Genomic DNA, 26,940 nt, shown 5'->3' with positions numbered 1-26,940 from the left:
GGTTGGTGGTCGGCCTCACTTTGGGGGAAGGCGATGGCCAAGAGAACGGCAGTCAAAAAGACTGCAGCCAAGAAAACTGCAGCCAAGAAAACTGCAGCCAAGAAAACCAAATCGAAGGCAACCGCATCCAGGAAAGCCGGCAGGAAACCGGTCACGACAAGCCCGGCCGCCGTGCCCCGCAGACCGCGAGAAACGGTGTCGCCGGCAACCTTCGCGGCGACGCTCGACTATCGCCTTGGACCGCAGGGACGCTGGGTGATTGTCCGTCGCGGCGCGCCTCGCGATGTGATGAACCTGACCGCGGCAGACGTCGTCGCTCCCGCGAGCGGCCTGTTTGACATCAAAAGACCCGCCAAACGGCAGCGCTATCTGCAAAAGCTCGGGGACCCCGGATACAAGGGCCCCCGCATTCTCGCGGAAGGCGATTCCTGGTTCGAACATCCCCTGCCGACCGACACGATCGAGATCCTCGGGCGGACCTATGCCGTGCTCAGCCTTGCGAAGGCGGGTGACAGCTGGTCGGACTATGCCTCACAGGAGGGCCAATATTACAGCGATCGGTCGCCGATGGGACTGTTCGAGAGCCTGCGGAAGGAGCGACCGAAAATCGTCCTGATCAGCGGCAGCGGCAACGAGATTCTCGGCGACATCCAGAACTATGTGAAGCCTTTCGCTCCCAACAGGCCGGTCGAGGACTACATCATCACGGAGAAATTCGAACGCCTGCTGGCATTCTGCGGCTCGATGCTGCTGTCCAACATGCGCTCCGTCGTCGGCATGGGTGCGCATGCGGTATTTCACAGCTACGACTATCCAAACCCGCAAAGCAACGGGCAATATATCGGTGCGCCGCTTGAAATCTATTGCAGGATTCCGGGCCCGACCCTGTGGCGCGCCATCGTGAACCGGATGCTGGACCTCTATTTCGATTATGTTTCCGACCTGCTTCGTCAGGCGAACGAACCGAAAGCTCATTTCATCCGGCTGCTTGGCACCATCGGCACGAACAACGTGAATCAGGGTCCGGACCCGGAATTCTGGTGGGACGAAATTCACCCCTCGGCGAAGGGCAGCCGCAAGATCGCCGCGCGCTTCCAGTCGAAGATCAGGGAAATCGCGCAGACCCCGTGATCACGCAGGTCAGGCGGGCCGCGCGGTCGTGGCCCTCTCGCTCAGCGTGGCGTCCACAAGGGCCTCTACCCGTGCCGGTTCGACGCCGTGTCGCTCCGCTGCTTCGGTTAGTGTCCGGGGCCTTGCGGATTCGAGCGCGGAACGGAAGGAGATGGTCGCGTCGCGGCTCGGCGCATGGTCGCTGACCATCAGCCGCACGAGGTCCGGCCGCGCGTAATGCCCAGTGGTGTCGATGATCGCTTTCCAGGCCTTGATCATCCAGGCCTGCAATTCGCCGTACAGAATCTGCGGGCCTTCGACCGGGCCGGCGAGCGCAATGCCGAGCGGGGCGATGATCGAGGAGCCGCCACGCGCGTAGCGGATATTCATCTTGCCCTTGTAGGGAAAGTCATCGGGGATGTCGGCATCGTCGATCTGACCACAGGCGGAGAGCACGAAAGCGCCGGCTTCGAGCGCGTGTGCGCGCACCGAGGCATGGCCCCAGAACGAGGTGTGGTCGGAATCCCATTCCTCCAGCTCGGGTCCGGTATGCAGGGCGAAGGCGCCGGGAAACACCGCGATGTGGATTTCCTCTCCGAGCCCGATCATGGCGGCGCGCACCAAGGTCATCAGGTGCTCGCCGCAAATCAGTCCGCCGATTCGACCGATGTCGGTCTCGAACACGCGCAGATCCGAGGCGTCCCCCTGTCCCCAGAACAGCCGCTCGGTAAAGGTCGGCATGGTCTTGCGATGGCGCCCCATCAGGCGGCCCTGCCGGTCGAAGAACAACAGGCAGTTATAGATCGTGCTGACTTCCGGCCTCGGGTCGATCTCGTTGCAGCCCATCACCACATGCACGCCTGCCTTTGCGGCGGCGGCGCCGAGCCGCTCGGTGTCCTCACTCGGGGCGAGAACCGCGGCCTCGCGGAATGCGATGCGCCCGCCGGCCCAGCTTTGCAGCGGCGAATCCCAGCCCTCGGTCCAGTACGGATAGCCGGCGAGCCAGACCTCCGGAAACACCACGAGTTCGGCGCCGCCGGCGGCGGCTTCCGCGATGTGGGCCTCGGCGCGCGCCAGTGAGGCCTCCTTGTCGAGGAAACGCGGGGGTTTCTGAACGATCGCGACTTTCACGCTTTCGCGTCCGCCGAGTACGGGCTTTCTGCCGATGGCCATCGTGATCCCCTTGCGCTGGTGCCGGTCTTGCGTGATCATCCTGCCGTCCGGGCGAAATCTGGTCTTGCACCAGGCGGTCATGCGAACTTGATCGAGCGGGACACGCTCAAATGCGGCTATCGGCAACCCCTGGTGCGGCAATGGTTCGCGCTTCGACGGATCAGCTTCCGGTCGCGGATCGCTTTTCCTATTGGGCCGATGTCGTCGCGCAGACCTTCGTTCCCCTCGAATGCGACGCACCCGCGCGTCGCAGCTTTTCCGGCAGCATCCGGCATCGTCGCATGGCCCGGGTGGGGATCACCGAAGTCAGCGCCTCGGCGCAGCGCGTGACGCGCACCCGCGCCAAGATCGCGCAGGCGCCGAGCAACGATTGTATCTTTGTGGTCAATGTCGACGGGCGATGTCACGTCGGTCAGCGGTCGCAGATCGAATTGCTGGGCGCTGCGGAGGGTGCCGTGGTGTCGGCCTGCGAGACCTATTTCTTCGAGTTTCCCGAGGCATTTCGCCAGATCGTTCTGAAAATTCCGCGGTCGCTGATGGGCGTCGCCCCGATGGCGAATACCGGCCCGACGCTGCGACTCGCCTGCGGGCCGGCGCATCTCCTGCGCCATCTGGCGCTCGCCGTACTCGAGGGATCGGACGAGATATCCGCAGCCGAAGAATCCGCGACCGAGCGCGCACTTGTCGAGCTGCTTCGCTCGGCGTGCACCAGGCCTGCAAGTGACCATCGCGATATGGCGGCCGCGCCGTCACGCTATGAGGCGGCACTCGACTTCATCGGGCGGAGTTTCTCCGATCCCGGCCTGACCCCGGCCGCGGTGGCGGCGCATGTCGGACTTTCTCCACGCAGCCTGTCACGGCTGTTTGCAAGGAATGGACGAACGATCGAACGCAGCATCTGGTCGCGACGGCTGATCGCCGCGCGCGACGAACTCGCCGACCCGCGGTTGCGGCACAGGTCGATCACCGACGTCGCGTTCGCCTGCGGCTTCAACGATGCCGCCCATTTCAGCCGGAGTTTCCTCAACGCCTACGGCATGACGCCGAGGCGTTTTCGGGCCGATCACTGAACGGCGCTATTCCAGCGCCTTGACGAAATCGAGGATCGGCCCTGTGAGCGTGGTGTCGCTGGTCCCGACCGCATAGCCGAGCGAAAGATGGCTGTGCTTGGGCAGCACCAGCGCCCTCGGTTTTCCGCCCGGCGCCTCCGCCATCGCAGCCACGAGCTTCTCGCATTGCGGGATAAAGGGCGGCGGATCGAGTTCGGCATAAACCACCATCGAGGGGATCGTCAGCGTGCGCAAACCACCGATCGGCGAGCGCGCGGCATAGCGCGAGGCATCGTTGCCGAAATAGGAGCGGTAGCCGTCATTCACCGGGAAGTCGGTCAGATCATAGATGCCGGAGGTCAGGACCAGTCCGGCAATCCCGATGCCCTTCGGACCGTGGAATTGTGGCATCGCTGCGTAGGTCCCGGCGTGGGTGGCGCCGGCCGAATGCCCGAACAGCACGATTTTTGACGGGTCGCCGCCATGCTTTGAGATGTTGTCGGCGACCCAGTGCAACGCCGCGCCGACATCTTCCGGACCCGCCGGCCATGGATGCTGCGGCGCGAGGCGGTAGGTCATGTTGACGCCGACCAGGCCGTTACGCGCTGCCCAAAGCGGCACGTTGTCGTAGAAGGGCGATCCCGGCGTCGATTTGTTGCCCCCGGTAAACCCGCCGCCATGCACGAAAATGAGTACCGGTCGCAATCCGCTCGCGCCATCGGCGACGAACACGTCGAGCAGGTTGCGCTCGGCCGGTCCGTACGGAATGTCCCGCGTCACTTGGATGCCGGCAAACGGCTCGGTGTCGTGCAGGGGCGCGAACACCGCCGCGGTCTTCACCGGATCGATCACGCGGCCGATGGCTGCGATCTGCTGGGAAATGTCGGATGGAAGCATGCGGAACCTGTTGTCGGCCGTCGCGTCGGTGCGGTGCACAAACGTCGCGGCAGTTCATTGGCGCGGAGCGATGCATCGCACAATCCGTGCGGCAATGCGATGGCCGGCACGATGCTTTGAACGGTCAGGCCAGCGGCAGCGACCAATACCGACGATCACGAAACTGGGACGGACGGGCCGGTGACGTTCTTGCTTTTTTTGCTAGGATTTGCGGGGGCTCGAACGCGAGCCGGGAGAGTCGAATTGCATTCAAGGTCGCGCGTCGCCTGCTTGTGGTACGCGGGCGCTGCTCTGGTCGCGCTGGCTGCAATGCTGGTGACGCCGGGCCACCCGGCCGCCCAGACTCGCACGGCCGATGTCAAGCCGGAGCGCCCGCTCGTGCTGGTACCGGGCCTGCTCGGCTCGCGGCTGTGCCGGCCCGATGCGAAAGATCCCGGCAAAACCGAAGTCGTATGGGGTACGCTGGGTGCGTTGCGGCGGTTTCCGTCGATCCGGCTCGCGCATCGCGCAGATGCCACGGACCCGGTCCGTCCATGCGGTGTGGTCCGCGAGATCGTCTATCTCGGCATCTACAAGCAGGATGTCTACGCGCCGATCATCCGGCATCTTCAGAAGATCGGCTACCGGGAGGATCGGAACCTTTTCGTTTTTGCCTATGACTGGCGCCGCTCGGTGTTCGACAATGCCAAGGCGCTCGAAGCCTTCGTTCAGGAGAAGGCGCCGGAGGGAAAGGTCGACATTCTCGCGCATTCGATGGGAGCGCTGGTGGCGCGCGCCTACGTGATTGAAGGAAACGGCGGCGATCGCGTGGCGCGGCTGTTCAGCGCCGGCGCGCCGTTCCACGGCTCCGTGAAGGTCTTCCAGACTGTGGAAAAAGGGTGGGGACCGCTCAATCTCGCCATGGGCGGACTCGATGGGTTCCGCAGGACCATGTTGTCCTTCCCGTCGATCTTCGAGCTGATGCCGCGTTACCGTGCCTGCTGCGACAATGGCGAAGGCGCGGTATTCGACCCATCCAGCGCGGATTGGTGGAGTCGTCTGCGCTGGGACGGCGTCGATCCAGCAACCATGCCGGACCTGCGGCGGACGTTCGTTCGCATTCAGAAACTGGAGGCACTGGCCGTCACGGCGATGCCCAAGGGTGTCGAGGACGTTCTTCTGGTCGGCGTCGATCAGCGCACGCCGGAGCGCGCCGGTTTCCGGATCGCCGACGGCGTGTCCTTGCTGGAGGTGGAGAACACCTGGGCGGGCGATGGCACGGTGATCCGCAATAGTGCAGTGATCGAACGCGTGCCATTGCATCCGACGAGCTTTGCCGATCATCAGCGCATCCTGAGCGATCCGCAGATTCAGGAATTCCTTCAGGTTGCGTTGACCAAGGGCGTGCCGGAAGCGGTCGCGACCGTGCGGGTCCGGGAGCGCGGCAGGATGCCAGCGGCGGACGGCACGATGACGGAGTTGATCGGCGTTGCGGTGACCCCTGATGAGCCGATCTACCGCACGGGCGACATCTGCAAGGTGCATGTCCATCTGCGGCTTGGCGACCGAACCGGCATCGGTGCGACCTCGATACGGCTCACGCGCCGGATGCCTGATGGCCGCGAAGTGGTGATCCCGCTCAAGGCCGATCCCGCTGCTTCGGACCCCTCCAACCCGTTCGAACAATCCTTCGTCGGCACATTCGCCGCGGGCGCGAAGCCTGGAACCTACCTGCTGAAGGCCGTGGTTGCGCTTTCGGGGGACAAGTCGCGCGTGGTGGAGGAGGCGGTGCCGGTCCTGGCCCGCTAGCGTCCTGTGCCGCCGCAGGTTCGCGTTTTCGGCGCGGAATGTGCTATGGCGCCGCCATGAGACAGCGCGCCAGGAAGTCATCGTCACGGCAGCCGCGCCGGCCTGATCGGGGCCGTCCGGACAAGACGGCGCGCCCGCCCGCCACAAGGCAGACCGCACGTTCGAAGCCGACCGGTGGGTCCCGGACCGCCGCCGCGGATGCCGCGCCCGGGCCTGCTGGAACAAGGCTTGCTGCACCGAAGACTTCGACACCGAAGGTGGCGGCGCCGCTGAGCGCAGCGGTGCAGACCGTGACCGTCACGCCCGACGAAGGCGGCATGCGGGTCGACCGGTTTCTGGAGGCACGCTTTCCGGGGCTCTCGTTCAGCCACATCCAGCGCGTCATCCGAAAGGGTCAGTTGCGGGTGAACGGCAAGCGCGTCGAGCCCAAAGACCGTCTGGAAGCCGGACAGCACGTCCGTATTCCGCCGCTGCGTCTTGACCCGGAAAAGCCGCGCGGCGAGGAGACTGGCAAGGACGCCGAAACCCGTGCCTTCTTGCAGTCCATCACGCTGTATGACGACGACGACGTGATGGTGCTGAACAAGCCGTTCGGCCTCGCGGTGCAGGGGGGCTCCGGCACCACGCGCCATCTCGACGGCATGCTGGGCGTCATCAGGACCAAGGATGGCCAGCGCCCGCGGCTGGTGCACCGTCTCGACAAGGATACCGCGGGCTGCCTGCTGGTGGCGAAGTCGCGCTTTGCGGCGGCCTCGCTCGCCAAGACGTTCCGCTCGCGTTCGGCCCGCAAGATTTACTGGGCGCTGGTGCCTGGTGTCCCCAAGCCGAAGCAGGGCCGCATCTCGACCTATCTCGCCAAGGAAGAACGGCAGGACGATTCCGTCATGCGGGTAGCGAAGCACGGCGAGGAGGGCGCGAGCCATGCCGTAACCTATTACGCGGTGGTGGAGACTGCGGCGACCCGTCTCGCATGGCTGTCGCTCAAGCCGGTCACCGGGCGGACCCATCAGTTGCGGGTGCAACTCGCCCATATCGGTCATCCGATCGTCGGCGATCCGAAATATTTCGACATCGAAAACTGGCAATTGCCGGGCGGCATGCAGAACCGCCTGCATCTGCTGGCGCGGCGGATCGCGGTGCCGCATCCGCGCGGTGGAATGATCGACGTCACTGCGCCGCTGCCGCCACACATGCAGCAAAGCTTCAATCTCATTGGGCTCGACGCCACCCGGTACGATCCGATCGAGGACGCGCCGGAGTGAGCGACGCTGCAGTCTTGAATTGCGGCAAGCAGGGACCTGAAACCGCAACCGTTCGTTCCCATATGTGATGGTACGAGGCGCTCAAGCCTCCTCGGAAATTGGGTGAGCGATATGCGAAATCGCTTTAACGTTGCGGCTCTGGCGCTGATTTTTCTGGGAACTTCCGCTTCGACTCCGGTTCTTGCGCAGAGCAGCGCCGGATTTCCGTTCTCAATCATGACGCCGGACGGCTCGGAACGTCGACCCGCCAAGCGCCCCAGAAAGGCGCAGCCGCCGCAGGCCCGGCCGGATACGGCAGCCAGGCCGAAGGCCGGTCCGCGCCGCGCGGTTCGCCGCGGTTCGTCCACCGTTTCCACCATACCGACCTATCAGTCCCCGTTGACACCGCTCGGGAGCGTCCGACCGATGCCGACCGCGCCCCGGATGGCGAATCCGGGGTCGCCAGCCACCACCGTTCCCGGCATTTCCGGTCCAGGCGGCGCGCCCGCGATCGCTCCAGGACGTCCGGCCGGCCAGACCTTTCAGGATCGCGCCTCGAAATGCATCGCGTCCGGCACCGCACAGGGAGTCGGACCCGGCCAGATCGGAAGCTTCACCCAGAGCTGCGTCAATCGCTAGGCGCGGGTAGCTCCCGGCCGGACGTCTATTGAGCCGGCGCATCCTCCGCGCTCGCATCGTCGAGCGCGGCTCTCTCCTCCGGGTCGAGTTTTACATCCGGTGCCTTCAGCAGTTCGGCAAGCTGCGGCAGGCTGGTCGCGCTGACGATCGGCGCGGTGATGCTGGGTCGCGCCAGCATCCAGGCCAGCGCAATCTGCGCGGGGCTCGCCGCGTGGCGAGCCGCAACCGCGTCGAGCGCATCGAGGATGCGCAGGCCACGGGCGTTGAGATACTTCGCCATGCCCTCGCCCCGCGTCTTGCTCTTCGACTGGTCCTGCACCGAGCGATATTTCCCCGACAGGAAGCCGCGCGCCAGCGCGTAATAGGGGATGACGCCGATCTGGTTCTCGACGCAGATCGCCTCGTAATCGCGCTCGTAGCCCGCGCGGTCATAGAGATTGTACAGCGGCTGCAGCGTCTCGTAGCGCGGAACACCGAGCTTGCGGCTCGCTTCCAGCGATGCCCGCAACCGGTCGGGGCTGACATTGGACGCACCCAGCACCCGGACCTTGCCCTGTGACACCAGCTTTGCGTAGGCCGCAAGCGTTTCGTCCGGCGCGGTGGCGAGATCATCGAAATGCGTCTGGTACAGGTCGATATGGTCGGTCTGCAGGCGCCGCAGCGAATCCTCGGCCGCCCGCAGCACATAGTCCGCCTTGAGCGACGCGCCGGAACCCATGTCGCCGCCGACCTTGGTGAAGATCAGCACGTCGTCGCGCCGCCCGCGCGACTTCATCCACTTGCCGATGATGGTTTCGGATTCGCCGCCCTTGTTGCCCGCGACCCAGTGCGAATAGACATCCGCGGTGTCGATGGCGTTGAATCCGGCATCGACGAAGGCATCGAGCAGCGTGAACGAGGCCTTCTCGTCGGCGCCCCAGCCGAATACGTTGCCGCCGAACACGATCGGGGCGATGGACAGATCCGAGCGGCCGAGATTACGCCGTGTCATGATGGTCTCCTGAATGGCGGGGGACCATGCGTTGCGCGGCCATGCCGTGGCAAGGCCCTGCTGTTCAGGGCATGGTCGCCATGCGCCGAGGCGGCGTCAGCGCAGGCTGGCGTTCATCCGGTCGAGCGCGGCCGAACCCGGGCAGAGCTCTTTCTCGCTCAGGGCATTGAGCGGCTGCGACACCGTCTTCAGCGAAGCGTGCAGGTCCTGCGGATCGTCGGCAATGTAAAGCACGCCGGTGACGATCTGGCCTTTCGCCGCATGCTTCTGCAGGAAGTTCATTGCGGCGTAACGGTCGTGAATGTCGTAGTCGGCGCCGAGCTTGCGCAGCGCCAGCGTCGTGCCGTCATGCTGCTCCACAAGCTGGACCGTGCCTTCCGCATAGTCGACCGCGATCGGCGCGCGGCCAGCCAGAACGTCGAGCCGGTTCACCGCTTCGTTGTGTTCGCGTACATAATCGAAGCTCTTGGTCGAGCCGGCATGGTTGTTGAAGGCGACGCAGGGCGAGATCACATCGAGAAACGCCGCGCCCTTGTGCTCGATCGCGGCCTTGATGATCGGCACCAGCTGCTTCTTGTCGCCCGAGAAGGAGCGGGCGACGAAGGTGGCGCCGAGCTGCAGCGCCATGGCGGCAAGATCGATCGAATTGTCGGTGTTGATGACGCCGCGCTTCGACTTCGAACCGCGATCTGCGGTGGCCGAGAACTGGCCCTTGGTCAGCCCGTACACGCCGTTATTCTCGACGATATAGACCATGTTGACGCCGCGCCGCATCACGTGGGCGAACTGTCCGAGCCCGATCGAGGCGGAATCGCCGTCGCCCGAGACGCCGAGATAGATGAGGTCGCGGTTGGCGAGATTGGCGCCGGTCAGCACCGACGGCATGCGGCCGTGCACCGAATTGAAGCCGTGCGAATTGCCGAGGAAATAGGTCGGCGTCTTCGACGAGCAGCCGATGCCGGAAATCTTCGCGACCTTGTGCGGCTCGATGGAGAGCTCGAAACAGGCCTCGATGATCGCGCCCGTGATCGAGTCGTGGCCGCAGCCCGCGCACAGCGTCGAGATCGTCCCTTCATAGTCGCGATGGGTGTAGCCCAGTTCGTTCTTCGGCAAAGCCGGGTGATGGAATTTCGGTTTGGCGATGTAGGTCATCGGGCTTATACTTTCAGAGCGGAGCCGGGCTGGGAACCAATGGTGCGAGCCGTATGACGAAGCTTCTCGAGAAAGGCATTGCTGCGGTCAAGGCCTTGCCGGCGGACCGGCAGGACATGATCGGCGCACTTTTGCTCGACATCGCTGAAACCGATTCTCGCGAATACGTGCTCACTCCGGAGCAACTCGCGGACCTCGAACTATCGATTGCCCAGGCCGATCGCGGCGAATTCGCGACCGACGAGGAAGTCGAGGCGATGTGGAAGAAGTTCGGGTGAGGCTGCGCTTCACGGCGCCCGCCATCCGTCACTTCACGTCGATTGCTGAATACATTTCCCGCGATGACCCATCCGCTTCCCTGAAGGTCGGCCAGCGCATCCGCGCTGCGTGCGAATTGCTGACGGTTTTTCCGTCTATCGGCCGTCATGGCACCCGCGCCGGCACACGCGAACTCAGCCTCCGTGGGCTGCCCTATGTCATCGTCCATCGCGTGACCGAGGACGAAATCGTCATTCTCGCCATCTATCACGTCAGGCAACTCCGTCCGGGCCAGCATTCGCCCAAGTCATGACGCCACCCGCATCGGCTTGACTTTCATCCGGTCGAGATGATCCCCGATCGCGCCGGCGATGAAGCGCGCGGTGATCGGCGTCCCGTCATAATGCAGGATCGGAATCAGCCGCACCGGGTCGATGCCGCATTCGTTGACGATCAGCGAGCGCAGCTGCGCGTCACGGTTCTGCTCGACCACATAGACGAAATCGTGGTCGGCGACGAAGCTGTTGACGCTCGAATGGAACGGGAAGCCGCGCAGGCGCATGCGGTCGAGTTGCAGCCCTCGCGCGTCCAGCAGCCCGATCGCTTCGTCCATGGCGGGAGAGGTCGAACCGAAATAGATCACGCCGTATTTCGTGGCCTTTCCCGCATTGGCGATCAGCGGGCGGGGTACAAGGTCCTTGGCGGTGTCGAACTTGCGCAGCAGCCGCTGCATGTTGTCGACATAGGGCCCGCCTTCCTCGGTGTATTTGGCATAGCGGTCGCGAGACGTGCCGCGGGTGAAGAACGAACCTCTGGTCGGATGCGTGCCGGGATAGGTGCGGAATGGAATGCCGTCGCCGTGCACGTCGAGATAGCGCCCGAATTCGGTGCCGGCCTCGAGCTCGGCATGCGTCATCACCTTTCCACGATCATACTGGTGAGCGTCGTCCCATGTCAGCGGCGCGCACAGGCGGTGGTTCATGCCGATGTCGAGGTCGAGCATGACGAAGATCGGTGTCTGCAGCCGGTCGGCGAGATCGAAGGCGGCGGCGCCGAACTGGAAGGCCTCGTGCGGGTCTTCCGGAAACAGCATCACGTGCTTGGTGTCGCCGTGCGAGGCATAGGCGCAGGAGATCAGGTCGCATTGCTGGGTTCGGGTCGGCATGCCGGTCGAGGGGCCGGCGCGCTGCACGTTGAAGATGACGGAAGGAATTTCCGCGAAATAGGCGAGCCCGATGAATTCCTGCATCAGCGAGATGCCGGGGCCCGAGGTGGCTGTGAAGGCGCGTGCACCGTTCCAGGCAGCGCCGATCACCATGCCGATCGAGGCAAGCTCGTCCTCGGCCTGGATGATGGCGTATTTGGCCTCTCCGGTGTCCTTGTCGACGCGCAGCTTCGCGCAATGCCGGGTGAAGGCGTCGGCGAGCGACGATGACGGCGTGATCGGATACCAGGCGCAGACCGTGGCGCCGCCATAGACCGCGCCCAGCGCTGCGGCCGCGTTGCCTTCGATGAAGATGCGATCTCCGATCTTGTCGGACTTGCGGACCCGCAGGCCGATCGGGCATTGCAGGTTCGTCATCGCCCAGTCGCGGCCGAGATGCAGCGCATGCACGTTCGGACCGATCAGCTTGTCCTTGCCCTTGTATTGTTCCCCGATCAGCGTCTCGATCGTCTTGACGTCCATGTCGAGCAGCGCGGACAGCACGCCGAGATAGATGATGTTCTTGAACAGCTGGCGCTGGCGCGGGTCGCTATATTCCCTGTTGCAGATCGCGGTCAGCGGCACCCCGATGACGTTGATGTCTTCGCGGAATTTCGACTGGGGCAGGGGCTTGGTCGAGTCGTAGAGGAGATATCCTCCGGGCTCGATCATCGCCACGTCCTTGTCGAAGGTCTGCGGATTCATCGCGACCATGAAATCGACGCCGCCGCGGGCGCCGAGATGCCCGTCCTCGGTCACCCGCACCTCGTACCAGGTCGGCAAGCCCTGAATATTGGACGGGAAAATGTTGCGCGGCGACACCGGTACTCCCATTCGCATCACCGCACGCGCGAACATCTCGTTCGCGCTTGCCGAGCCGGAGCCGTTCACATTGGCAAAGCGGATAACGAAATCATTTACGCTGCTGAGCGCGCCGCCTGACATCCTCGATCACCCGCGTGTGCCATTTCGATCAGATATTTCTGCATGTCCCAGGCGCCGGTCGGGCAGCGTTCGGCGCACAGCCCGCAATGCAGGCAGACGTCCTCGTCCTTCACCATCACCCGGCCGGTCTTCAGCCCGTCCTGCACGTAGAGATCCTGCGTGAGGTTGATCGCCGGCGCCTCCAGCCGCTGCCGCAACTCGGCTTCCTCGCCGTTCGGCGTGAAGGTGATGCAATCCATCGGACAGATGTCGACGCAGGCGTCGCACTCGATGCACAGCGACGCGGCGAACACCGTCTGCACGTCGCAATTCAGGCAGCGATGCGCCTCGCCCAAGGCCAGCTTGACGTCGTAGCCAAGCTCGACCTCGGCCTTGATGTCGCGCAGCGCAATCTGCTTGTCACGCAGCGGCACCCGGTAGCGCTGGTCGAGCGTGATGTCGTTGTCATAGGACCATTCGTGGATGCCCATCTTCTGGCTGGACACCTCGACATGCGGCAGGGGGCGCTCTGTGATGTCCTCACCCGACAGCATCCGGTGGATCGACAAAGCGGCGTCGTGGCCGTGCGCGACCGCCCAGATGATGTTCTTTGGACCGAACGCGGCATCGCCGCCGAAGAACACCAGCGGATGCGTGGAGACGAAAGTCCGCTCGTCCACCACCGGCATGTCCCATTTGTTGAATTCGATGCCGATGTCGCGCTCGATCCAGGGATAGGCGTTCTCCTGTCCGACCGCGACCAGGACGTCGTCGCAGGGGAAATGCTGGTCCGGCTCGCCGGACGGCACCAGATTGCGGCGGCCCTTGGCGTCGTATTCCGCTTTCACCTTCTCGAAGGTGAGGCCGGTCAGCTTGCCGTTCTCGTGTGTGAATTCCTTCGGCACCAGGAAATTGTGGATCGGGATATCCTCGTGCATGGCGTCTTCCTTCTCCCAGGGAGACGCCTTCATCTCGTCGAAGCCCGAGCGCACCACCACCTGCACGCTCTCGCCGCCGAGGCGGCGCGCCGACCGGCAGCAATCCATCGCGGTGTTGCCGCCGCCGAGCACGATCACGCGCTTGCCGATCCTGTCGACATGGCCGAACGCGATCGAAGACAGCCAGTCGATGCCGATATGGATGTTCTTGGCGGCTTCCTTGCGGCCGGGGACATCGAGGTCGCGGCCGCGCGGCGCGCCGGAACCGACGAAGATCGCGTCGTAATTTTCGTTGAGCAGCGCTTTCATCGAGGAGATGCGCTGCCCGCCGCGGAATTCCACGCCGAGATCGAGAATGTAGCCGCATTCCTCGTCGATGACGGAATCCGGCAACCGGAATTTCGGGATCTGGGTGCGCATCATGCCGCCGGCTTGCGGATCGCCGTCGAAGATGATGCAGTCATAGCCGAGCGGGGCCAGATCGCGCGCCACCGTGAGCGAGGCCGGACCGCCGCCGACCAGCGCGATGCGCTTGCCGTTCTTCACGCGCACCTTCTTCGGCATGCGGGCGGTGACATCGTCCTTGTAGTCGGCGGCGACGCGCTTCAGCCGGCAGATCGCGACCGGTTGCTCCTCGACGCGGCCGCGGCGGCAGGCCGGCTCGCAGGGACGGTCGCAAGTGCGCCCGAGGATTCCCGGAAACACGTTGGACTTCCAGTTGATCATGTAGGCGTCCGAATACCGGCCCTGCGCGATCAGCCGGATATATTCGGGAACGGGTGTATGCGCCGGGCATGCCCATTGGCAGTCCACGACCTTGTGGAAGTAATCGGGATCGCCGATGTCGGTTGGTTTCATCGACTCCTCTCGCGCGCGTCCCGGAGCCGTTCGGCTCCTCCTGCGGAAGTGGGACCGGCGAGCCGAACGCGGCAGGCTGGCATTTCTCTCCTCGTTGGGCCGGTTTGTTTCCTCCGACTCCAAGGTAGATTTTAGTCAGTCCAGTTGCGAAAAGCCACAGATGGACCGTCGCAGGCCAGGAATCCGGCTGGATGGTTGATTTTCGCGTTGCGGCGCCGCAAGCATGGCTGCCCTTTCATCTCCCGAAAAGGCCCGCCGGTTTCAGCCTGTTTTTGGGCCCTTCGTGGGCAGAGCCCAAAGCCCGGAGCCAGGGGCTTGTGCAATGCACAAGGCGGGGTCATACCAAAGTGGAATGGTTCCGATGCATTGCCGAGGCGGCCTGCGCGGCGCCACGCGCGCATTCTCGTCCAGGTGACGCGGAGTTGAACGCTGAAACTCATCCTCTTTGACTGCGACGGAACGCTGGTCGACAGTCAGCACATGATCTGCGCGGCGATGCAGCGGGCCTATGACGCACACGAGATCGTCTGCCCGCCGCGCGAACGCGTGCTGTCGATCGTCGGGCTGTCGCTCCGCGAAGCGTTCGGCAATCTCGGCGAGGGAGCGGCACACTTTCCGATCGATGGCATGATCGAGCGCTACAAGGAGGCGTTTTTCGAATTGCGGCATTCCGTCGATCATCAGGAGCCGCTCTATCCCGGCGCACGCGATGCGATTCTCGCATTGGCGGGGCGCGCGGATACGGTGCTTGGGATCGCCACCGGCAAGTCGCAGCGGGGCGTCCGGGCGATCCTGAGCCATCACGATCTGATATCGCATTTCGGGACCATAAAGACTGCGGACGATGCTCCGTCCAAGCCACATCCCGGCATGATCCTGGAAGCGATGCGCGAGACGGGGGCTGAGCCGCGAGACACGATCATGATCGGCGACACCACCTTCGACATGGAGATGGCACGTGCCGCCGGTGTGCATGCGATCGGCGTGAAATGGGGCTATCACCCGCATCACTTGCTGGCGCGGAGTGGTGCGTCGGAAATCGTCTCGAATTTCGCGGAACTCGGTCGCCGCGTCGAATCTTTGCTGCTTACACGGTCAACCGCCTGACGGTGAGTGGACATTCAGATGCGCGATATTTTCGAGGAAATCTTCAAGGGCGAACCGCTCGACCCGATGGAGCTGGCCCGGCGCAGCGTCCGCCCGAACCGGCGCAAGCGGTTCTACGAAACCGCCGCGGTCGTTGAGGACGACAACAGCTTCGTGATCGTGCTTGACGGCAAAACGGTGCGAACGCCGGCGCGGCATCTTCTCGCGGCTCCTTCCCGCGCCCTTGCCCAGGCGATCGCCGACGAATGGCAGGCACAGATGGATGTTATCGACCCGGCGAAGATGCCGCTGACCCGGCTCGCCAATTCGATCATCGACGGGGTCGCCGAGAAGCCCGCGGAGGTCCGTGACGACATCGTAAAATATCTCGGTTCTGACCTGCTGTTTTACCGCGCCGACGGTCCGGAAGGGCTGACCGAGCGTCAAGCGAAGGCCTGGGATCCGGTCGTGCGCTGGGCGGCCGACACGCTTGGTGCGCGCTTCGTCATGGTGGAAGGCGTGGTATTTGCCGCCCAACCGAAGGAGGCGATTGCCGCGGCGGCGCAGGCGATACCTGAGAATATCTGGCGGCTCGGAGCGGTGCATTCGATCATGACGCTGACCGGTTCTGCGTTGCTCGCACTCGCGCTCGCCCACGGCGCCATCGGTGCGGAGGATGCCTGGAAGGCCGCGCATGTCGACGAGGACTGGCAGATGGAGCAATGGGGGCGCGATACGCTTGCCATGGAGCGGCGCGCACATCACAAAGCCGAGATGAAAGCGGCGACGGACGTGCTTGAGTGGGTGCGCTAAGGGAGCCGGTCACGCCGGCTTGCGCATCACGAATTTGTTCGAAAAGGCGGTGAATTCGACCTTCGTCAGGTATGCGAAATTGATGACGTTTGTATGGATTTCCTGCCAATCGAAATCATCGCCGATCAGGACGCCGCCCGGCCGCAGCAGGTCCCAGTAGAGATCGAGGTCGGCGCGGAAGCCGCGCTCCGTATGGTCGCCGTCGAGATAGATCAGATCGGGAATGCACTTGATTTCGCGCAGCACCTCGACGGCGGCGACGCTCGTGATCGAGAACGGCACGATGAGGTCTTGCAGGCCATGCTGGACCACATTGCGCATGAAGTCGTCATAGAAGGTTGCGCGGCCGTTGGCGAGCTTGAGCGTTCGGCGCCCCGTTTCCTCCAGGAAGTGCTCGGAACTGCCGAGCCAGGTATCGATGCAGATGATGCAACTGTCGTTCAGGCCGGCCGCCCGCAGCAGCCGTCCCATGTGAACTGCGCTCCCGCCGAGCCAGGTCCCGACCTCGACGATCAGTTTCGGTCGAAGCTCGTCGATATATTGCTTGAAATAAGGATGGCTCGAGCCCCAGCCTTCCGGCAGCGGATCCGTCAAAGTCTTGGTGGCCGTTTCCGACTTCGCAAACGACTCAAACGGGTCCGCTCCTTCATAGACGCGATCAATGAAGAATTGACGGGTCGACGGATTTACGCCCCGGCTCTCGCTACGCAACGCTACAGGATCGGTCATGATGGTTGTGATCGAAATACCGTGTGGAACTCACAACCACAATTTGCATAAAGGGCGTGCCCGTTCAACCCTCTATTGTCCGGTCGCGGTCGCGGCGCGGCCGGCTTCGTAAAGAAACCACACCCGCTTCTCGGCCTGGTCGATGTAGTTTTCCAGAAGGCTCGCAGTCGCGACGTCGCCATGCTCGTCGCAGATTTCATGGACCTGCCGCATCGCCTTGATGGCGGTCTGGTTATCCTCGCGCAGTTCGGCCAGCATGTCCTGGGCATCGACGAAAGGCGCATCGTTGTCTGCGATCCGCTGATGGCGCGCGATATCGCCGATCGAGCGCAACGTCGTGCCGCCGATCTTGCGGACCCGTTCGGCGATCTCGTCGGTCATCGCGAACAGCTGATCGCCGTGCTCGTCGAACATCAGATGGAAGTCGCGAAAATTGGGCCCGCTCACATGCCAGTGGAAGTTCTTCGTCTTCAGGTAGAGTGCGAAGGTGTCGGCGAGCAGCGCGTTGAGCGCGCCGCTGATGTCCTTGGTGGCGTTGCCGCCGAGATCGGTCGGGGTGGCAAGGCGGGCTCTGGTCTTTTCGGCGCTCATGGGAGGTCTCCGGGGAAGGTCGCAGCCATACATAGTCAGGGAAGTTGACAGTTCGTTACATAGTCACGGCTGCGGTCTCTGGAAATTGATCCAATCCGCTTTTCGGCAGATTATCCCGGCTGGGAGCAATTTGTGCTAAGCTGTTCCTGTCTGGAGTGAATTCATGACGGTGAGGATGCTGCTGCTGGCTCTGGCGTTCGTCCTGTCGGGGCTGCATGCCTCGCAGACGGCGGCGCAGACGAGGCGTGCGCTGGTGATTGGGGCCGACGACTACCGCAACGTCTCGAAACTGCAGAAGGCCGTGGGTGATGCCCACGCGATGAAGGCCGCGCTGGAGAAGACCGGGTTCGCGGTCGATCTCCTGATCGATCCGGATCGCGCCGCATTCAACAGCGGGATTTCGGAATTTACCCGCAAGCTCGGGCCGGGCGACGTGGCAGTGATCCATTATTCGGGCCACGGCGTCGCGCTGGACGGCGAGAATTACCTGCTGCCGGTGGACGCTCCGCGGCCCGACCGCGTCGACAAGGAGGGCTTGAAGCACGAAGCCTTCGCCCTGATGGGGCTGATCGAGCGGGTCCGCGCCACCGGCTCCAATGTCCAGATCGCCATCGTCGATGCCTGCCGCGACAACCCATATGCCAGAAGCGGTACCCGCTCGGTCGGGCGGCGCGGCGGACTGGTCGAACCACAGCGAAGGCCGGCCAAGGGGCAGGGCGGCTTCTTCATCCTGTTCTCGGCCGGCTTCGGCCAGACCGCGGCCGACCGCCTCGATGACAACGACCGCGAACCGACCTCGGTTTATACCCGGACCTTGCTGCGCAAGATTGCGGTCGAGGGCAAGCCCATCACCGACCTCGCCCGTGAGGTCCGCGAGGATGTCGAGGCGCTGGCTGCCACGATCAATCACGAGCAGCGTCCCGCCTATTACGATGAATTGTCGGGACCGCTGTTCTACTTTTCGCCGCCGCGTTCCGGCGGACCCGTCGCAAGCGCGCAGCCGCAACCTCAATTCGCGGTGGCGCCCCGGCCCGAACCGGTTGCGCCGCGTTTGCCGCCGCAACAGGCTGCCCCGGTGACGCCGAGCTTCGATTGCCAGGCCGATACCAAGCCGGTGGAGCAGGCGATCTGCGCCGATGCCGGATTGGCCACGCGGGACCGCATCCTGTCGGAATCGTACTACCGTCTGGCCGACACCCTGCCGCATGGCGAGCGCATCGCGCTCCGCGACCAGCAGCGCGACTGGATCAGACGGCGAAATGCCTGCGGCAGTCTCGCACCCTGCATCGCGCAGGCCTATGACCAGCGCCTGGCGCAGTTGCAGGCTCTTTCCGGCGGCGGGCCGCAGCAGGTTGCGACTTTCGCGCCACCGCCGCAGCGGACGGTCGGCGCGCCGGTGCAACCGAGCTTCCCTTGCGAGGGCAGGCTGACGCGCGTCGAGCAGGCGATCTGCAACGATCCTGCGCTCGCCCAGCGCGACCGCGATCTCGATGCGCTCTACAAGCGGACGCGGGCCCGGCCTGGGGTCGCGCAGGGTCAGCGGGTCTGGATCAAGGGCCGCAATGCCTGCAGCGATACGACCTGCATCGCCCGCGTCTATGATCAGCGCATCGGTGAGTTGCGGGCGGCTCTGAGATAGCGTCTATGAAAATCACGCTCGATCTGTCGAAGCTGGTCGAGGACGGCAAGCTCACGGCTGCCGAGGCCGAGCGGCTCAAGGCGCTGGCCGCGCAGGAGACCGGCCATCTCGGGCTCAACATCCTGACCGGCTTCGGCGTGATCGCCGCAAGTGCCGGCGCGGTCGCGATCCTGCTCACCGCGTTCCAGTTCACCGCGGGGGCGGCCGCCATCATCGGTGCCTGCGTGTTCGTTCTCGGGCTCGCGCTGCTCGGCCTGCGCGGCGAGGTGACGAGCCTGCTCTCGCAGACGCTGATCATCATCGGCGCGCTGACCGGGGCAGGCGGCCTGCTCATTTACGACGATGGCTCGCTGCGGGCGGCCCTGTTCGTCACCGCAATCTTCACCGGCACCGCGATTCTGGCGCGCTCCAGCCTGATGGCGGCGCTGGCCGTGGTGTCGCTCGCCGGCTGCCTCGGCGCGCGGACCGGCTACGTCCACGCGGTGTATTCGCTGTCGATCCAGGAGCCGACGCTCACCATCGTGATCTTCTCCCTGCTGGCGCTCGCGCTCTACCTGATCTCGCTGCGGGTGCGCGCCGATTACGAACGGATCGCGCTGACGGCCGCGCGGATGGCCATTGTCCTCGTCAATTTCGGCTTCTGGATCGGCTCGCTGTGGGGCGACCGGCTGCGGCTCTTTCGCTGGTGGACCCAGAACGACGTCACCGGCGGCCCGAACTTCACCGCCCGCGGCGCGGTGATCCCGGACTGGGTGTTCTCGATTCTGTGGGCGATCGCGCTGATCGCGGTCGGGGTATGGGGCGTGCGGGCCGGGCGGCGCTGGGTGGTCAATGTCGCCGCAGTGTTCGGCGGCATCCATTTCTATACGCAATGGTTCGCGATCCTCGGCGCCAATGCGTTTTCGGTGCTGCTGGCGGGCGTGATCCTGATCGCCATTGCGATGGCGCTTCGGTCGTTCAACAGGCAGGCTCTTAACCCTCCCCCCGCCGCCGACGGGTCGGCGCGAAGCGCCGCCCGATGACAGGCTCCGCGGTGGGGAGGGTCGATCGACTGAGCGATTAGCGAAGGAGATCGGGGTGGGGGGCTTTTGCGTTTTTCAGGCACCCCCCACCCCCGACCCCTCCCCACCACTCGCTTCGCTCGCGGGGGGAGGGGAGTCAGTGACGCCCGTTCCCGGCCCATGCTAGCGTCAAACGCCGGTTTCCAGGCACGGGGACAACCTTGAAAGACATCATTGACGCGCTAGACCTCCGCCGCAAGGACGCCAAGCTCGGCGGCGGCCAGACCCGCATCGAGGCGCAGCACAAGCGCGGCAAACTCACCGCGCGCGAGCGGATCGAACTCCTGCTCGACAAGGGTTCGTTCGAGGAATTCGACATGTTCGTGGAGCACCGCTCCAACGAATTCGGCATGGAAAAGTCGAAGATCCCCGGCGACGGCGTGGTCACCGGCTGGGGCACCGTGAACGGCCGCACCGTGTTCCTGTTCTCCAAGGACTTCACCGTGTTCGGCGGCTCCTTGTCGGAGACCCACGCCCAGAAGATCGTCAAGGTGCAGGACATGGCGCTGAAGGCGCGCGCGCCGATCATCGGCCTGTTCGATGCCGGCGGCGCCCGCATCCAGGAGGGGGTGGCGGCGCTCGGCGGCTATGGCGAAGTGTTCAAGCGCAACGTGATCGCCTCGGGCGTGATCCCGCAAATCTCGGTCATCATGGGCCCGTGCGCCGGGGGCGACGTCTATTCGCCGGCGATGACCGACTTCATCTTCATGGTGAAGGACACGAGCTACATGTTCGTGACCGGCCCCGACGTGGTGAAGACCGTGACCAACGAGGTGGTGACGGCGGAAGAACTCGGCGGCGCCTCGGTGCATGCGACCAAGTCCTCGGTCGCCGACGGCGCGTTCGAGAACGATGTCGAATGCCTGCTGCAGATGCGCCGGCTGATCGACTTCCTGCCGTCGAACTGCACGGCCGGCGTGCCGGAATGGCCCTCGCTCGACGACGCCGATCGCATTGACAATTCCCTCGACACCCTGATCCCCGACAATCCGAACAAGCCCTACGACATGAAGGAGTTGATCCTGAAGGTCGTGGACGAGGGCGACTTCTTCGAAATCTCAGCCACGTTTGCGAAGAACATCGTCACCGGCTTCGGCCGCATCGCCGGGCGCAGCGTCGGCTTTGTCGCCAATCAGCCGATGGTGCTCGCGGGCGTGCTGGACAGCGACGCGTCACGCAAGGCCGCGCGCTTTGTGCGCTTCTGCGATGCGTTCGAAATCCCGATCGTCACCTTCGTCGACGTGCCGGGCTTCCTGCCGGGCACCGCGCAGGAATATGGCGGGCTGATCAAGCATGGCGCCAAGCTTCTCTTCGCCTATTCGCAGGCGACGGTGCCGCTCGTCACCGTGATCACCCGCAAGGCGTTCGGCGGCGCCTATGACGTGATGGCGTCCAAGCATGTCGGCGCCGACCTCAACTATGCCTGGCCGACTGCGCAGATCGCGGTGATGGGGGCGAAGGGCGCGGTGGAGATCATCTTCCGCGGCGGCGACGCCGACACCATCGCCGCGCGCACCAAGGAATACGAGGAGCGCTTCCTGTCGCCGTTCGTCGCCGCCGAGCGCGGCTATATCGACGACGTGATCATGCCGCACTCGACACGCAAGCGCATCGCCCGCGCGCTGGCGATGCTGCGGACCAAGAAGGTCGAGATGCCGGCACGGAAGCACGATAATCTGCCGGTGTGAGGGGGCTCCGGTGCCAACCATTCACAAGTGGGATGGTTACCGGGCCTTCTTCTATTCCAATGAGGGCAACGAACCGCCTCACGTGCATGTGGTGAAAGCCGAACATGAAGCGAAATTCTGGCTCAGTCCGCTGGTGCTTGCCGTGAACACCGGCTTTCCGAACCGAGAATTAACGACTATCTCTGAAGAACTGATCAGCCAGGAAGAAAGTCTCCTAAAGGAGTGGGATGACTACTTTGGAAATCGAAATAGGAGATCTTAGAGCCTCCAACGTTGAATTCGACGCGGCTGACATCATTGTCACGCTTCGCGACGGTCGACGTATCGCGACTCCACTCCACTGGTATCCTCGACTGCAAACGGCCACTTCGGAACAGCGCAAGAATTTTGAAATAATGCCAATGGGGATTCATTGGCCGGATTTGGATGAAGACTTGAGTATTTCGGGCATGTTGGCTGGAAGTTCAGCGAAAGAAACTTCGATAGCTCCTGCTAGCCCAGATAGGCCTTCCGACAATGGAGGGTTGGTAGGTTTTGGATCGCAAGCTGGCGAGCTTGCAGGCTACCACCCTGCGGCAGCGCATGCTTCGCGCCATTTGTCGCTATCGGGCGCTGAGTTTGCGCTGGAAAGGGATATTGATTTCCCTAAATCAGCGAAGGTAGAGGACATGGAAAGTATCATGTCTTCAATTAAGGCGATTATTGCCGACGATGAATATCGAGATGCGCAAGCGAGTGAAGCGGCTGATCTCGAATTGCGGAAAATCGATAAGCTAATTGCGCGGCACTTTTTAGCAGTAAAGATTTTGGCGGCTGTGACCTCAATAAGTTCGACTATTGCAGCTGTTGCTGCGATCTTAGCGTGGCTTCGCTAGTTGATTGCGACGCCAGCATAGCGGTTGAGACCGCGAAATGGGGGCGGTATGGTAGACTTTGCTTTGGCGCTCGCAACCGCGGCGCAGGCTCTCAATCTTGTCAAAGAAATGAGAGGCCTCGAAAAGTCGTTTGATGCGGCTGAGTTCAAATTGAAAATTGCTGAACTAACGGAAAAACTCGCTGATCTCAAGCTCACTCTTTCAGATGCGAGGCAAGAGCTGTCCGAAAGACAGACCGAGATTGCACACTTAGAGAATCTGCTTTCAGTTCTTGGAGATACAGTTGAAGAAGGCGGACTCAAGTATCTAAAGAATGCAGATGGTAAGCCGACCGGCCATCCAATCTGCCCTGTATGTGTCCAGAAGGACGGATTTATTTTTCACACGACAAGTTCGAATAGCGCTGGTCGTCCGGAAAAGTGCCCGCATTGCAAGGCTGAGTATCACGATGTCGCGGTTTACTTATGAAATCGTTTCTCCGGCGCGCGCGAACGGCTGTGTCCGGTTTTCAGTCGAGGCCGGTCCTGATTACACTTTGCGCCTTTTATCACGCGATTGTTCATTCGTCGGATCGAATCCCCATGCGCGTCATCCCCAGCCTCCTCGCCGCTCTCCTCTTCTCCTTCCCCGCGCATGCGCAGCTGAAGAACGAGAACCTGCTCGTCGCCATGCCGGACGGCTACAAGGTCGGCTTCCAGGACAAGAATGCCCACCAGCAGATCACCGAGATGGTGCAGGACGGCCAGAGCGTCAAAGACTGGACCGACATGGTCACGGTGCAGATCTTCTTCAACATGACCAATGTGACGCCTGCGGCCTACAAGCAGCGTGCGTAGCCCGGATGGAGCGCAGCGCAATCCGGGGTCGCGCACGGAAGAATCCCGCATTTCGCTTTCGCTCCATGCGAGCTACGATAGCCGCTCCTGCAAAAAGGCAAGGCCACGCCATGCGACCCCTGTTCCGCGTTCTGCCGTTCGCCTTTGCCGCCTCGCTGCTCGCGCTCGCCGCCTGCGCCGGCACCACGCCGACCACGCCCGCCGGGCCGCCGGTGCCGCCGATGGCCACCACCACGCCGTCCGGCCTGCAATATGCCGACACCGAGCCCGGCAAGGGCCGCGCGCCGCGGCGCGGGCAGATCGCGGTGGTGCATTACACCGGCTGGCTCTATGTCGACGGCGCCAGGGCTAAGAAGTTCGATTCCTCGGTCGACAAGGGCAAGCCGTTCGAATTCCGGGTCGGGCAGGGCGACGTGATCCGCGGCTGGGACGAGGGCGTCCTCACCATGAGGACCGGCGGCAGGCGAACGCTGATCATCCCGCCCGGGCTCGGCTATGGCGAACGCGGGGCGCCCCCCGACATCCCGCCGAACGCGACGCTGATCTTCGATGTCGAGCTGATCGCGGTGAAGTGAGGGAAGCGCGCACCGAAGCGCAATGCGACACGCCTAAAGCCGCCGCGCTTTCATCTTGGCTTTAGCCGCCACCGCCAAGAGCCGTGTATCGGCTGTCACAAGCGCGGCGGCCTCGCGTTCGGCCAGCGCAAGATAGAAGCAATCGTAGATGGGATGCCGCAGGTCGATGGCGAGTTCAAGCGCGCGCGTGTGCAGGGCCTCGCTCGGAACGAGTTCGTCGAAGGGGCCGAGAACAGACCGAAGTGCCGCAACTGCGTCATCGCGCGCGATATCGCCACGTCGCAAGGCTTTCCAGAGAGCATTGCCGACTTCTGAGGCGAGCAGCGACGGCGCGATCAGGCCAGGCTCATCGCGTAGCGCATTGGCGCGATCCGAGCCGTCTTCGGCAAGCACCCATTTTGCAACAACGCTGGCGTCGACAACAAGCGTCAACGGTAACGCTCGTCGTTGTCACGCCATTCACGGATATCGGCGGTCGAGTCGCCCGATACCTTTCCGATCTTTGCCCGGATGCGGTCGATTTCCGCCCAGGCCTCTTCCTTGCTCGGCCTTGCAGCCGCCGCCAGCGCCTCGCGCGCAATCTCGCTCACCGACTTGCCCTCGGCTTTGGCTTTTTCCTTCAGGCGGTCGGCGGTCGCTTGATCCACATTTCGCACCAGAATATCGACCATCGCAGCGGACCTCCAATGGATGATATCAATCTGATATCAATATCGGGTCGCTCAGGGCCGAAGTCAACTTGTCCTACCGCGCACACGCTTTCACATCGGCAGGCCTCGTCCGCACCTCGGCGCCCGGTGCCTCGAACACCCCGAGATTGCCGAGCCTGCCGGACAGCGCCGTGAACGACACCTCGCGATAGCCGAGTGCGGCGAGTTCGCAGCGCATCAGTCCGGGCGGCGTGCCATGGAATTGCGTCGGCCGGTCCGGATCGAGAATGCCGACAAGCCCGCCCGGCTTCATCGCGGCGCCGAGATTGTGCAGGAACGCGAAGGGCTGTGCGATCTCGTGATACATGTGGATGAGCAGCGCGGCGTCGATCGAATTCGGCGGCAGCCGCGGGTCGTGCGGCTCGCCGCGCGCGATCACCACATTGGCAAGCTTCGCTTTCAGGATGCGCGCGTTCAACGCGCTGAGATAGTTGGGCGTGATGTCGGTGGCGAACACCTTGCCGCCTGGCCCGAGCAGCTTCGACAGCCGCATCACGTAATAGCCGGAACCCGCGCCGATATCGGCGACGCTCATGCCGGGTTTCAGCTTCATCAGCGCGAACACCTGTTCGGTCTCCTTCGCGGCATCGCGGTTCGCTTCGGTATCGAAGATCGGGCTGATGATGTCCGCGACCGGCCGGCCCGGATTCGGGAACGCATCGGCAGGCGCGCCGGGCGGGGCGAGATAGCGGGTCGCATCCTGCGCCAGCGCGGGCGGGGCCGCCACGATCATCAGCCAGAGCGTCAGACAGGCCGCGCGCATTTGGGTGGTTCCCGTGTTGCCGGCGACGATGGATCACGAAGACGGGCGGCGCCAGTCACGATATCGAGGCAGTTCGGCGCGTCCGCCCTCCGCTCACTCGCGTGCGTCGGCGCCCTTGCCCTCCAGGAAGCGGACGGTGACGCCTTTCTCCACGGCGCCGGCCAGTTCAAGCGCATCCCAGTTGGTCAGCCGGATGCAGCCATGCGACTGCGACTTGCTGATGGTGGCCGGGTCCGGCGTGCCGTGGATGCCGTAGCCTTCCTTCGACAAGGCGATCCACACCAGCCCGACCGGATTGTTCGGCCCGGGCTGGATGGTGAAGGGTTCGCGCGCCTCCACCCCCTCGAACGCGTAATCGGGGTTGTAGCGATAGGTCGGATCCTTCGCGACGCCGGTGACCTCCAGTTCGCCGCTCGGGGCCGGCGTCTCTTCGCTGCCGACGGTGACCGGATAGACCGCGAGCAGTTCGTCCGACGCGCCAAATGCCTTCAGCGTCTGTGTCCCTTTGTTCACCTCGATGCGCCTCACCGCCGCCAGCGACTCGTCCCGCTGCACATCGGGAACGACAATGGTGGTGCCGACCGAAAAATCCTTGTCGGGGTTGAGAGACGTCAGCAATTCCTCGCTCATGTGGAATTGCTCGGCGAGCTTCTCGGTCACGCCTGTATAGGACAGCGCCCGCAGGTCCTTCATGTCCTCCATCTGCGCCGGAATGCGCTCGGCGAAGGGTCCTGCGACGTCGCTCTCGGTCAGCTTGTACTGCCGCAGCGCCGGCTTTTCCGCGGCCGCGGACAATTGCTGCAGTGCGGCGGCCGACAGGTCTGGTGGCATGTGGCCGCCGCTGAGGTCGCGGGCGCGCGCATAGGCGGTCACGGCCTTGCGGACATTCTCGCCCATCCGTCCGTCGATGATGCCCGGCGAGAATCGGGCGCGGTCCAGCAGGATCTGCAGCCGCACCACTGCCGGACTGACCGTATCCCCAGAGGCATCTCCATCCTTCAGGCTCGCCTTCTCGATCTGGCTCGGATCAAGCGAGGCTGCGGGGGCCGGTCCGCCGATCAGCGCCAGGATCGCCAGCGCGGGCCACATTGTTGTCAGCCGCAGGGTCATCATCCGTCAGTCCCGGTCCATCGCTTGTGTTGCAGACATGAAACAAGCCGTGGCGCCGCTCGATCGTTCCCGCGCAACGTGGTCGCGGCGTTGCCGTGGTCTCAGGTCAGCGAGCGAGGAGATGTCCTGCGGCAGGTGGCGCAATCCGCATCATGAGCCGCCGACACAATCTTTACACATATTGCCCTACACATCCTGCGGCCAGGGCGACCGGACCAGCATGCGCCTGGGTCGGCATTGAA

Annotated in this window: 29 protein-coding genes; 17 read left to right on the top strand and 12 right to left on the bottom strand. The window is 63.7% G+C overall.

The window, feature by feature from the left end:
- The first annotated feature begins 195 nt into the window (after positions 1-195).
- Positions 196-1,131, top strand: coding sequence for an SGNH/GDSL hydrolase family protein (locus AB7F49_RS05530; protein WP_428520828.1), 936 nt, complete (start codon positions 196-198; stop codon positions 1,129-1,131).
- Positions 1,132-1,140: 9 nt separating this feature from the next.
- Here the strand turns inward: AB7F49_RS05530 and AB7F49_RS05525 are convergent, their stop codons facing one another.
- Positions 1,141-2,322: a carbon-nitrogen hydrolase family protein gene (locus AB7F49_RS05525; protein WP_428520827.1), complete on the bottom strand. Its 1,182-nt coding sequence runs from the start codon at positions 2,320-2,322 to the stop codon at positions 1,141-1,143.
- Between the two features lie 71 nt (positions 2,323-2,393).
- Between AB7F49_RS05525 and AB7F49_RS05520 the strand changes: the two genes are divergently transcribed.
- The gene (locus tag AB7F49_RS05520; protein ID WP_428520826.1) at positions 2,394-3,353 is read left to right on the top strand and encodes a helix-turn-helix domain-containing protein; all 960 of its coding nucleotides are present in this window, start codon (positions 2,394-2,396) and stop codon (positions 3,351-3,353) included.
- A gap of 6 nt (positions 3,354-3,359) precedes the next feature.
- Here the strand turns inward: AB7F49_RS05520 and AB7F49_RS05515 are convergent, their stop codons facing one another.
- Positions 3,360-4,229, bottom strand: a complete 870-nt coding sequence (locus AB7F49_RS05515; RefSeq protein ID WP_428520825.1) for an alpha/beta hydrolase — start codon at positions 4,227-4,229, stop codon at positions 3,360-3,362.
- A 243-nt stretch (positions 4,230-4,472) separates the two neighbouring features.
- On the opposite strand from AB7F49_RS05515, the gene AB7F49_RS05510 reads away from it, so the two are divergent.
- The 3 genes from AB7F49_RS05510 to AB7F49_RS05500 all read left to right on the top strand — a co-directional run bounded on the left by AB7F49_RS05510 (position 4,473) and on the right by AB7F49_RS05500 (position 7,897).
- A complete protein-coding gene (locus tag AB7F49_RS05510; RefSeq protein WP_428520824.1) occupies positions 4,473-6,017 on the top strand; it encodes a lipase/acyltransferase domain-containing protein in 1,545 nt (514 codons plus the stop codon).
- A gap of 56 nt (positions 6,018-6,073) precedes the next feature.
- A complete protein-coding gene (locus AB7F49_RS05505) occupies positions 6,074-7,279 on the top strand; it encodes an RluA family pseudouridine synthase (RefSeq protein WP_428520823.1) in 1,206 nt (401 codons plus the stop codon).
- A gap of 405 nt (positions 7,280-7,684) precedes the next feature.
- On the top strand, positions 7,685-7,897 hold the full coding sequence (locus AB7F49_RS05500; protein WP_428520822.1) for a hypothetical protein: 213 nt from the start codon (positions 7,685-7,687) through the stop codon (positions 7,895-7,897).
- A 25-nt stretch (positions 7,898-7,922) separates the two neighbouring features.
- Here the strand turns inward: AB7F49_RS05500 and AB7F49_RS05495 are convergent, their stop codons facing one another.
- Together AB7F49_RS05495 and AB7F49_RS05490 are read right to left on the bottom strand one after the other, a co-directional pair.
- The gene (locus tag AB7F49_RS05495; RefSeq protein ID WP_428520821.1) at positions 7,923-8,888 is read right to left on the bottom strand and encodes an aldo/keto reductase; all 966 of its coding nucleotides are present in this window, start codon (positions 8,886-8,888) and stop codon (positions 7,923-7,925) included.
- A gap of 96 nt (positions 8,889-8,984) precedes the next feature.
- Positions 8,985-10,040, bottom strand: a complete 1,056-nt coding sequence (locus AB7F49_RS05490) for a 2-oxoacid:ferredoxin oxidoreductase subunit beta (RefSeq protein WP_428520820.1) — start codon at positions 10,038-10,040, stop codon at positions 8,985-8,987.
- 53 nt (positions 10,041-10,093) lie between these two features.
- Between AB7F49_RS05490 and AB7F49_RS05485 the strand changes: the two genes are divergently transcribed.
- Both AB7F49_RS05485 and AB7F49_RS05480 read left to right on the top strand, forming a co-directional pair.
- Positions 10,094-10,318 (top strand): hypothetical protein, encoded by a 225-nt coding sequence (locus AB7F49_RS05485; RefSeq protein ID WP_428520819.1) that lies wholly within the window; start codon positions 10,094-10,096, stop codon positions 10,316-10,318.
- Positions 10,315-10,611 carry a type II toxin-antitoxin system RelE/ParE family toxin gene (locus tag AB7F49_RS05480; RefSeq protein WP_428520818.1) on the top strand — a complete coding sequence of 99 codons (297 nt, stop codon included), beginning with the start codon at positions 10,315-10,317 and terminating at the stop codon, positions 10,609-10,611. The genes AB7F49_RS05485 and AB7F49_RS05480 overlap by 4 nt, the downstream gene beginning before the upstream one ends.
- Here the strand turns inward: AB7F49_RS05480 and AB7F49_RS05475 are convergent.
- Together AB7F49_RS05475 and AB7F49_RS05470 are read right to left on the bottom strand one after the other, a co-directional pair.
- Positions 10,606-12,447 (bottom strand): 2-oxoacid:acceptor oxidoreductase subunit alpha, encoded by a 1,842-nt coding sequence (locus tag AB7F49_RS05475; RefSeq protein WP_428520817.1) that lies wholly within the window; start codon positions 12,445-12,447, stop codon positions 10,606-10,608. The genes AB7F49_RS05480 and AB7F49_RS05475 overlap by 6 nt on opposite strands.
- Entirely contained in the window at positions 12,420-14,222 is a 1,803-nt protein-coding gene (locus tag AB7F49_RS05470) for an FAD-dependent oxidoreductase (protein WP_428520816.1), read from the bottom strand. Before AB7F49_RS05470 ends, AB7F49_RS05475 begins: the two co-directional genes overlap by 28 nt.
- A gap of 429 nt (positions 14,223-14,651) precedes the next feature.
- On the opposite strand from AB7F49_RS05470, the gene AB7F49_RS05465 reads away from it, so the two are divergent.
- Positions 14,652-15,329 (top strand): HAD-IA family hydrolase, encoded by a 678-nt coding sequence (locus AB7F49_RS05465; protein WP_428520857.1) that lies wholly within the window; start codon positions 14,652-14,654, stop codon positions 15,327-15,329.
- An 18-nt stretch (positions 15,330-15,347) separates the two neighbouring features.
- On the top strand, positions 15,348-16,121 hold the full coding sequence (locus tag AB7F49_RS05460) for an ATP12 family chaperone protein (protein ID WP_428520815.1): 774 nt from the start codon (positions 15,348-15,350) through the stop codon (positions 16,119-16,121).
- A gap of 9 nt (positions 16,122-16,130) precedes the next feature.
- Here the strand turns inward: AB7F49_RS05460 and AB7F49_RS05455 are convergent, their stop codons facing one another.
- Both AB7F49_RS05455 and AB7F49_RS05450 read right to left on the bottom strand, forming a co-directional pair.
- Entirely contained in the window at positions 16,131-16,850 is a 720-nt protein-coding gene (locus tag AB7F49_RS05455) for a class I SAM-dependent methyltransferase (protein WP_428520814.1), read from the bottom strand.
- Between the two features lie 72 nt (positions 16,851-16,922).
- Entirely contained in the window at positions 16,923-17,441 is a 519-nt protein-coding gene (locus AB7F49_RS05450; protein ID WP_428520813.1) for a Dps family protein, read from the bottom strand.
- A 163-nt stretch (positions 17,442-17,604) separates the two neighbouring features.
- Between AB7F49_RS05450 and AB7F49_RS05445 the strand changes: the two genes are divergently transcribed.
- From AB7F49_RS05445 to AB7F49_RS05410, 8 genes are all read left to right on the top strand, one after another.
- The gene (locus AB7F49_RS05445; protein WP_428520812.1) at positions 17,605-19,080 is read left to right on the top strand and encodes a caspase family protein; all 1,476 of its coding nucleotides are present in this window, start codon (positions 17,605-17,607) and stop codon (positions 19,078-19,080) included.
- 5 nt (positions 19,081-19,085) lie between these two features.
- Entirely contained in the window at positions 19,086-20,102 is a 1,017-nt protein-coding gene (locus AB7F49_RS05440) for a hypothetical protein (protein ID WP_428520811.1), read from the top strand.
- 200 nt (positions 20,103-20,302) lie between these two features.
- Entirely contained in the window at positions 20,303-21,829 is a 1,527-nt protein-coding gene (locus tag AB7F49_RS05435; protein ID WP_428520810.1) for an acyl-CoA carboxylase subunit beta, read from the top strand.
- A gap of 10 nt (positions 21,830-21,839) precedes the next feature.
- The gene (locus AB7F49_RS05430) at positions 21,840-22,091 is read left to right on the top strand and encodes a DUF4160 domain-containing protein (RefSeq protein WP_428520809.1); all 252 of its coding nucleotides are present in this window, start codon (positions 21,840-21,842) and stop codon (positions 22,089-22,091) included.
- Positions 22,066-22,704 carry a DUF2442 domain-containing protein gene (locus tag AB7F49_RS05425; RefSeq protein WP_428520808.1) on the top strand — a complete coding sequence of 213 codons (639 nt, stop codon included), beginning with the start codon at positions 22,066-22,068 and terminating at the stop codon, positions 22,702-22,704. Before AB7F49_RS05430 ends, AB7F49_RS05425 begins: the two co-directional genes overlap by 26 nt.
- A gap of 48 nt (positions 22,705-22,752) precedes the next feature.
- On the top strand, positions 22,753-23,172 hold the full coding sequence (locus AB7F49_RS05420) for a hypothetical protein (protein WP_428520807.1): 420 nt from the start codon (positions 22,753-22,755) through the stop codon (positions 23,170-23,172).
- Between the two features lie 113 nt (positions 23,173-23,285).
- Positions 23,286-23,540: a hypothetical protein gene (locus AB7F49_RS05415; RefSeq protein ID WP_428520806.1), complete on the top strand. Its 255-nt coding sequence runs from the start codon at positions 23,286-23,288 to the stop codon at positions 23,538-23,540.
- Between the two features lie 110 nt (positions 23,541-23,650).
- A complete protein-coding gene (locus AB7F49_RS05410) occupies positions 23,651-24,115 on the top strand; it encodes an FKBP-type peptidyl-prolyl cis-trans isomerase (protein ID WP_428520805.1) in 465 nt (154 codons plus the stop codon).
- Between the two features lie 33 nt (positions 24,116-24,148).
- Here AB7F49_RS05410 and AB7F49_RS05405 read toward each other — a convergent pair whose 3' ends face one another.
- From AB7F49_RS05405 to AB7F49_RS05390, 4 genes are all read right to left on the bottom strand, one after another.
- The gene (locus tag AB7F49_RS05405; protein ID WP_428520804.1) at positions 24,149-24,547 is read right to left on the bottom strand and encodes a type II toxin-antitoxin system VapC family toxin; all 399 of its coding nucleotides are present in this window, start codon (positions 24,545-24,547) and stop codon (positions 24,149-24,151) included.
- Positions 24,544-24,786, bottom strand: a complete 243-nt coding sequence (locus AB7F49_RS05400; protein ID WP_428520803.1) for a FitA-like ribbon-helix-helix domain-containing protein — start codon at positions 24,784-24,786, stop codon at positions 24,544-24,546. The genes AB7F49_RS05405 and AB7F49_RS05400 overlap by 4 nt, the downstream gene beginning before the upstream one ends.
- Before the next feature lie 73 nt (positions 24,787-24,859).
- Positions 24,860-25,588, bottom strand: a complete 729-nt coding sequence (locus AB7F49_RS05395; protein WP_428520802.1) for a methyltransferase — start codon at positions 25,586-25,588, stop codon at positions 24,860-24,862.
- Between the two features lie 93 nt (positions 25,589-25,681).
- Entirely contained in the window at positions 25,682-26,701 is a 1,020-nt protein-coding gene (locus tag AB7F49_RS05390) for a L,D-transpeptidase family protein (RefSeq protein ID WP_428520801.1), read from the bottom strand.
- Positions 26,702-26,940 lie beyond the last annotated feature (239 nt).

It is taken from the genome of Pseudorhodoplanes sp., from assembly GCF_050250235.1.
Classification (GTDB): Bacteria; Pseudomonadota; Alphaproteobacteria; order Rhizobiales; family Xanthobacteraceae; genus Pseudorhodoplanes.
This window is presented reverse-complemented; position numbering and strand designations above follow the sequence as displayed.

Excerpts from the sequence above, each read along its gene's own strand:
- AB7F49_RS05525 (WP_428520827.1), bottom strand. The coding sequence starts at position 2,322 with ATGATCACGCAAGACCGGCACCAGCGCAAGGGGATCACGATGGCCATC.
- AB7F49_RS05520 (WP_428520826.1), top strand. The coding sequence starts at position 2,394 with ATGCGGCTATCGGCAACCCCTGGTGCGGCAATGGTTCGCGCTTCGACG.
- AB7F49_RS05515 (WP_428520825.1), bottom strand. The coding sequence starts at position 4,229 with ATGCTTCCATCCGACATTTCCCAGCAGATCGCAGCCATCGGCCGCGTG.
- AB7F49_RS05505 (WP_428520823.1), top strand. The coding sequence starts at position 6,074 with ATGAGACAGCGCGCCAGGAAGTCATCGTCACGGCAGCCGCGCCGGCCT.
- AB7F49_RS05500 (WP_428520822.1), top strand. The coding sequence starts at position 7,685 with ATGCCGACCGCGCCCCGGATGGCGAATCCGGGGTCGCCAGCCACCACC.
- AB7F49_RS05495 (WP_428520821.1), bottom strand. The coding sequence starts at position 8,888 with ATGACACGGCGTAATCTCGGCCGCTCGGATCTGTCCATCGCCCCGATC.
- AB7F49_RS05490 (WP_428520820.1), bottom strand. The coding sequence starts at position 10,040 with ATGACCTACATCGCCAAACCGAAATTCCATCACCCGGCTTTGCCGAAG.
- AB7F49_RS05485 (WP_428520819.1), top strand. The coding sequence starts at position 10,094 with ATGACGAAGCTTCTCGAGAAAGGCATTGCTGCGGTCAAGGCCTTGCCG.
- AB7F49_RS05475 (WP_428520817.1), bottom strand. The coding sequence starts at position 12,447 with ATGTCAGGCGGCGCGCTCAGCAGCGTAAATGATTTCGTTATCCGCTTT.
- AB7F49_RS05470 (WP_428520816.1), bottom strand. The coding sequence starts at position 14,222 with ATGAAACCAACCGACATCGGCGATCCCGATTACTTCCACAAGGTCGTG.
- AB7F49_RS05460 (WP_428520815.1), top strand. The coding sequence starts at position 15,348 with ATGCGCGATATTTTCGAGGAAATCTTCAAGGGCGAACCGCTCGACCCG.
- AB7F49_RS05455 (WP_428520814.1), bottom strand. The coding sequence starts at position 16,850 with ATGACCGATCCTGTAGCGTTGCGTAGCGAGAGCCGGGGCGTAAATCCG.
- AB7F49_RS05450 (WP_428520813.1), bottom strand. The coding sequence starts at position 17,441 with ATGAGCGCCGAAAAGACCAGAGCCCGCCTTGCCACCCCGACCGATCTC.
- AB7F49_RS05445 (WP_428520812.1), top strand. The coding sequence starts at position 17,605 with ATGACGGTGAGGATGCTGCTGCTGGCTCTGGCGTTCGTCCTGTCGGGG.
- AB7F49_RS05440 (WP_428520811.1), top strand. The coding sequence starts at position 19,086 with ATGAAAATCACGCTCGATCTGTCGAAGCTGGTCGAGGACGGCAAGCTC.
- AB7F49_RS05420 (WP_428520807.1), top strand. The coding sequence starts at position 22,753 with ATGGTAGACTTTGCTTTGGCGCTCGCAACCGCGGCGCAGGCTCTCAAT.
- AB7F49_RS05415 (WP_428520806.1), top strand. The coding sequence starts at position 23,286 with ATGCGCGTCATCCCCAGCCTCCTCGCCGCTCTCCTCTTCTCCTTCCCC.
- AB7F49_RS05410 (WP_428520805.1), top strand. The coding sequence starts at position 23,651 with ATGCGACCCCTGTTCCGCGTTCTGCCGTTCGCCTTTGCCGCCTCGCTG.
- AB7F49_RS05400 (WP_428520803.1), bottom strand. The coding sequence starts at position 24,786 with ATGGTCGATATTCTGGTGCGAAATGTGGATCAAGCGACCGCCGACCGC.
- AB7F49_RS05395 (WP_428520802.1), bottom strand. The coding sequence starts at position 25,588 with ATGCGCGCGGCCTGTCTGACGCTCTGGCTGATGATCGTGGCGGCCCCG.
- AB7F49_RS05390 (WP_428520801.1), bottom strand. The coding sequence starts at position 26,701 with ATGATGACCCTGCGGCTGACAACAATGTGGCCCGCGCTGGCGATCCTG.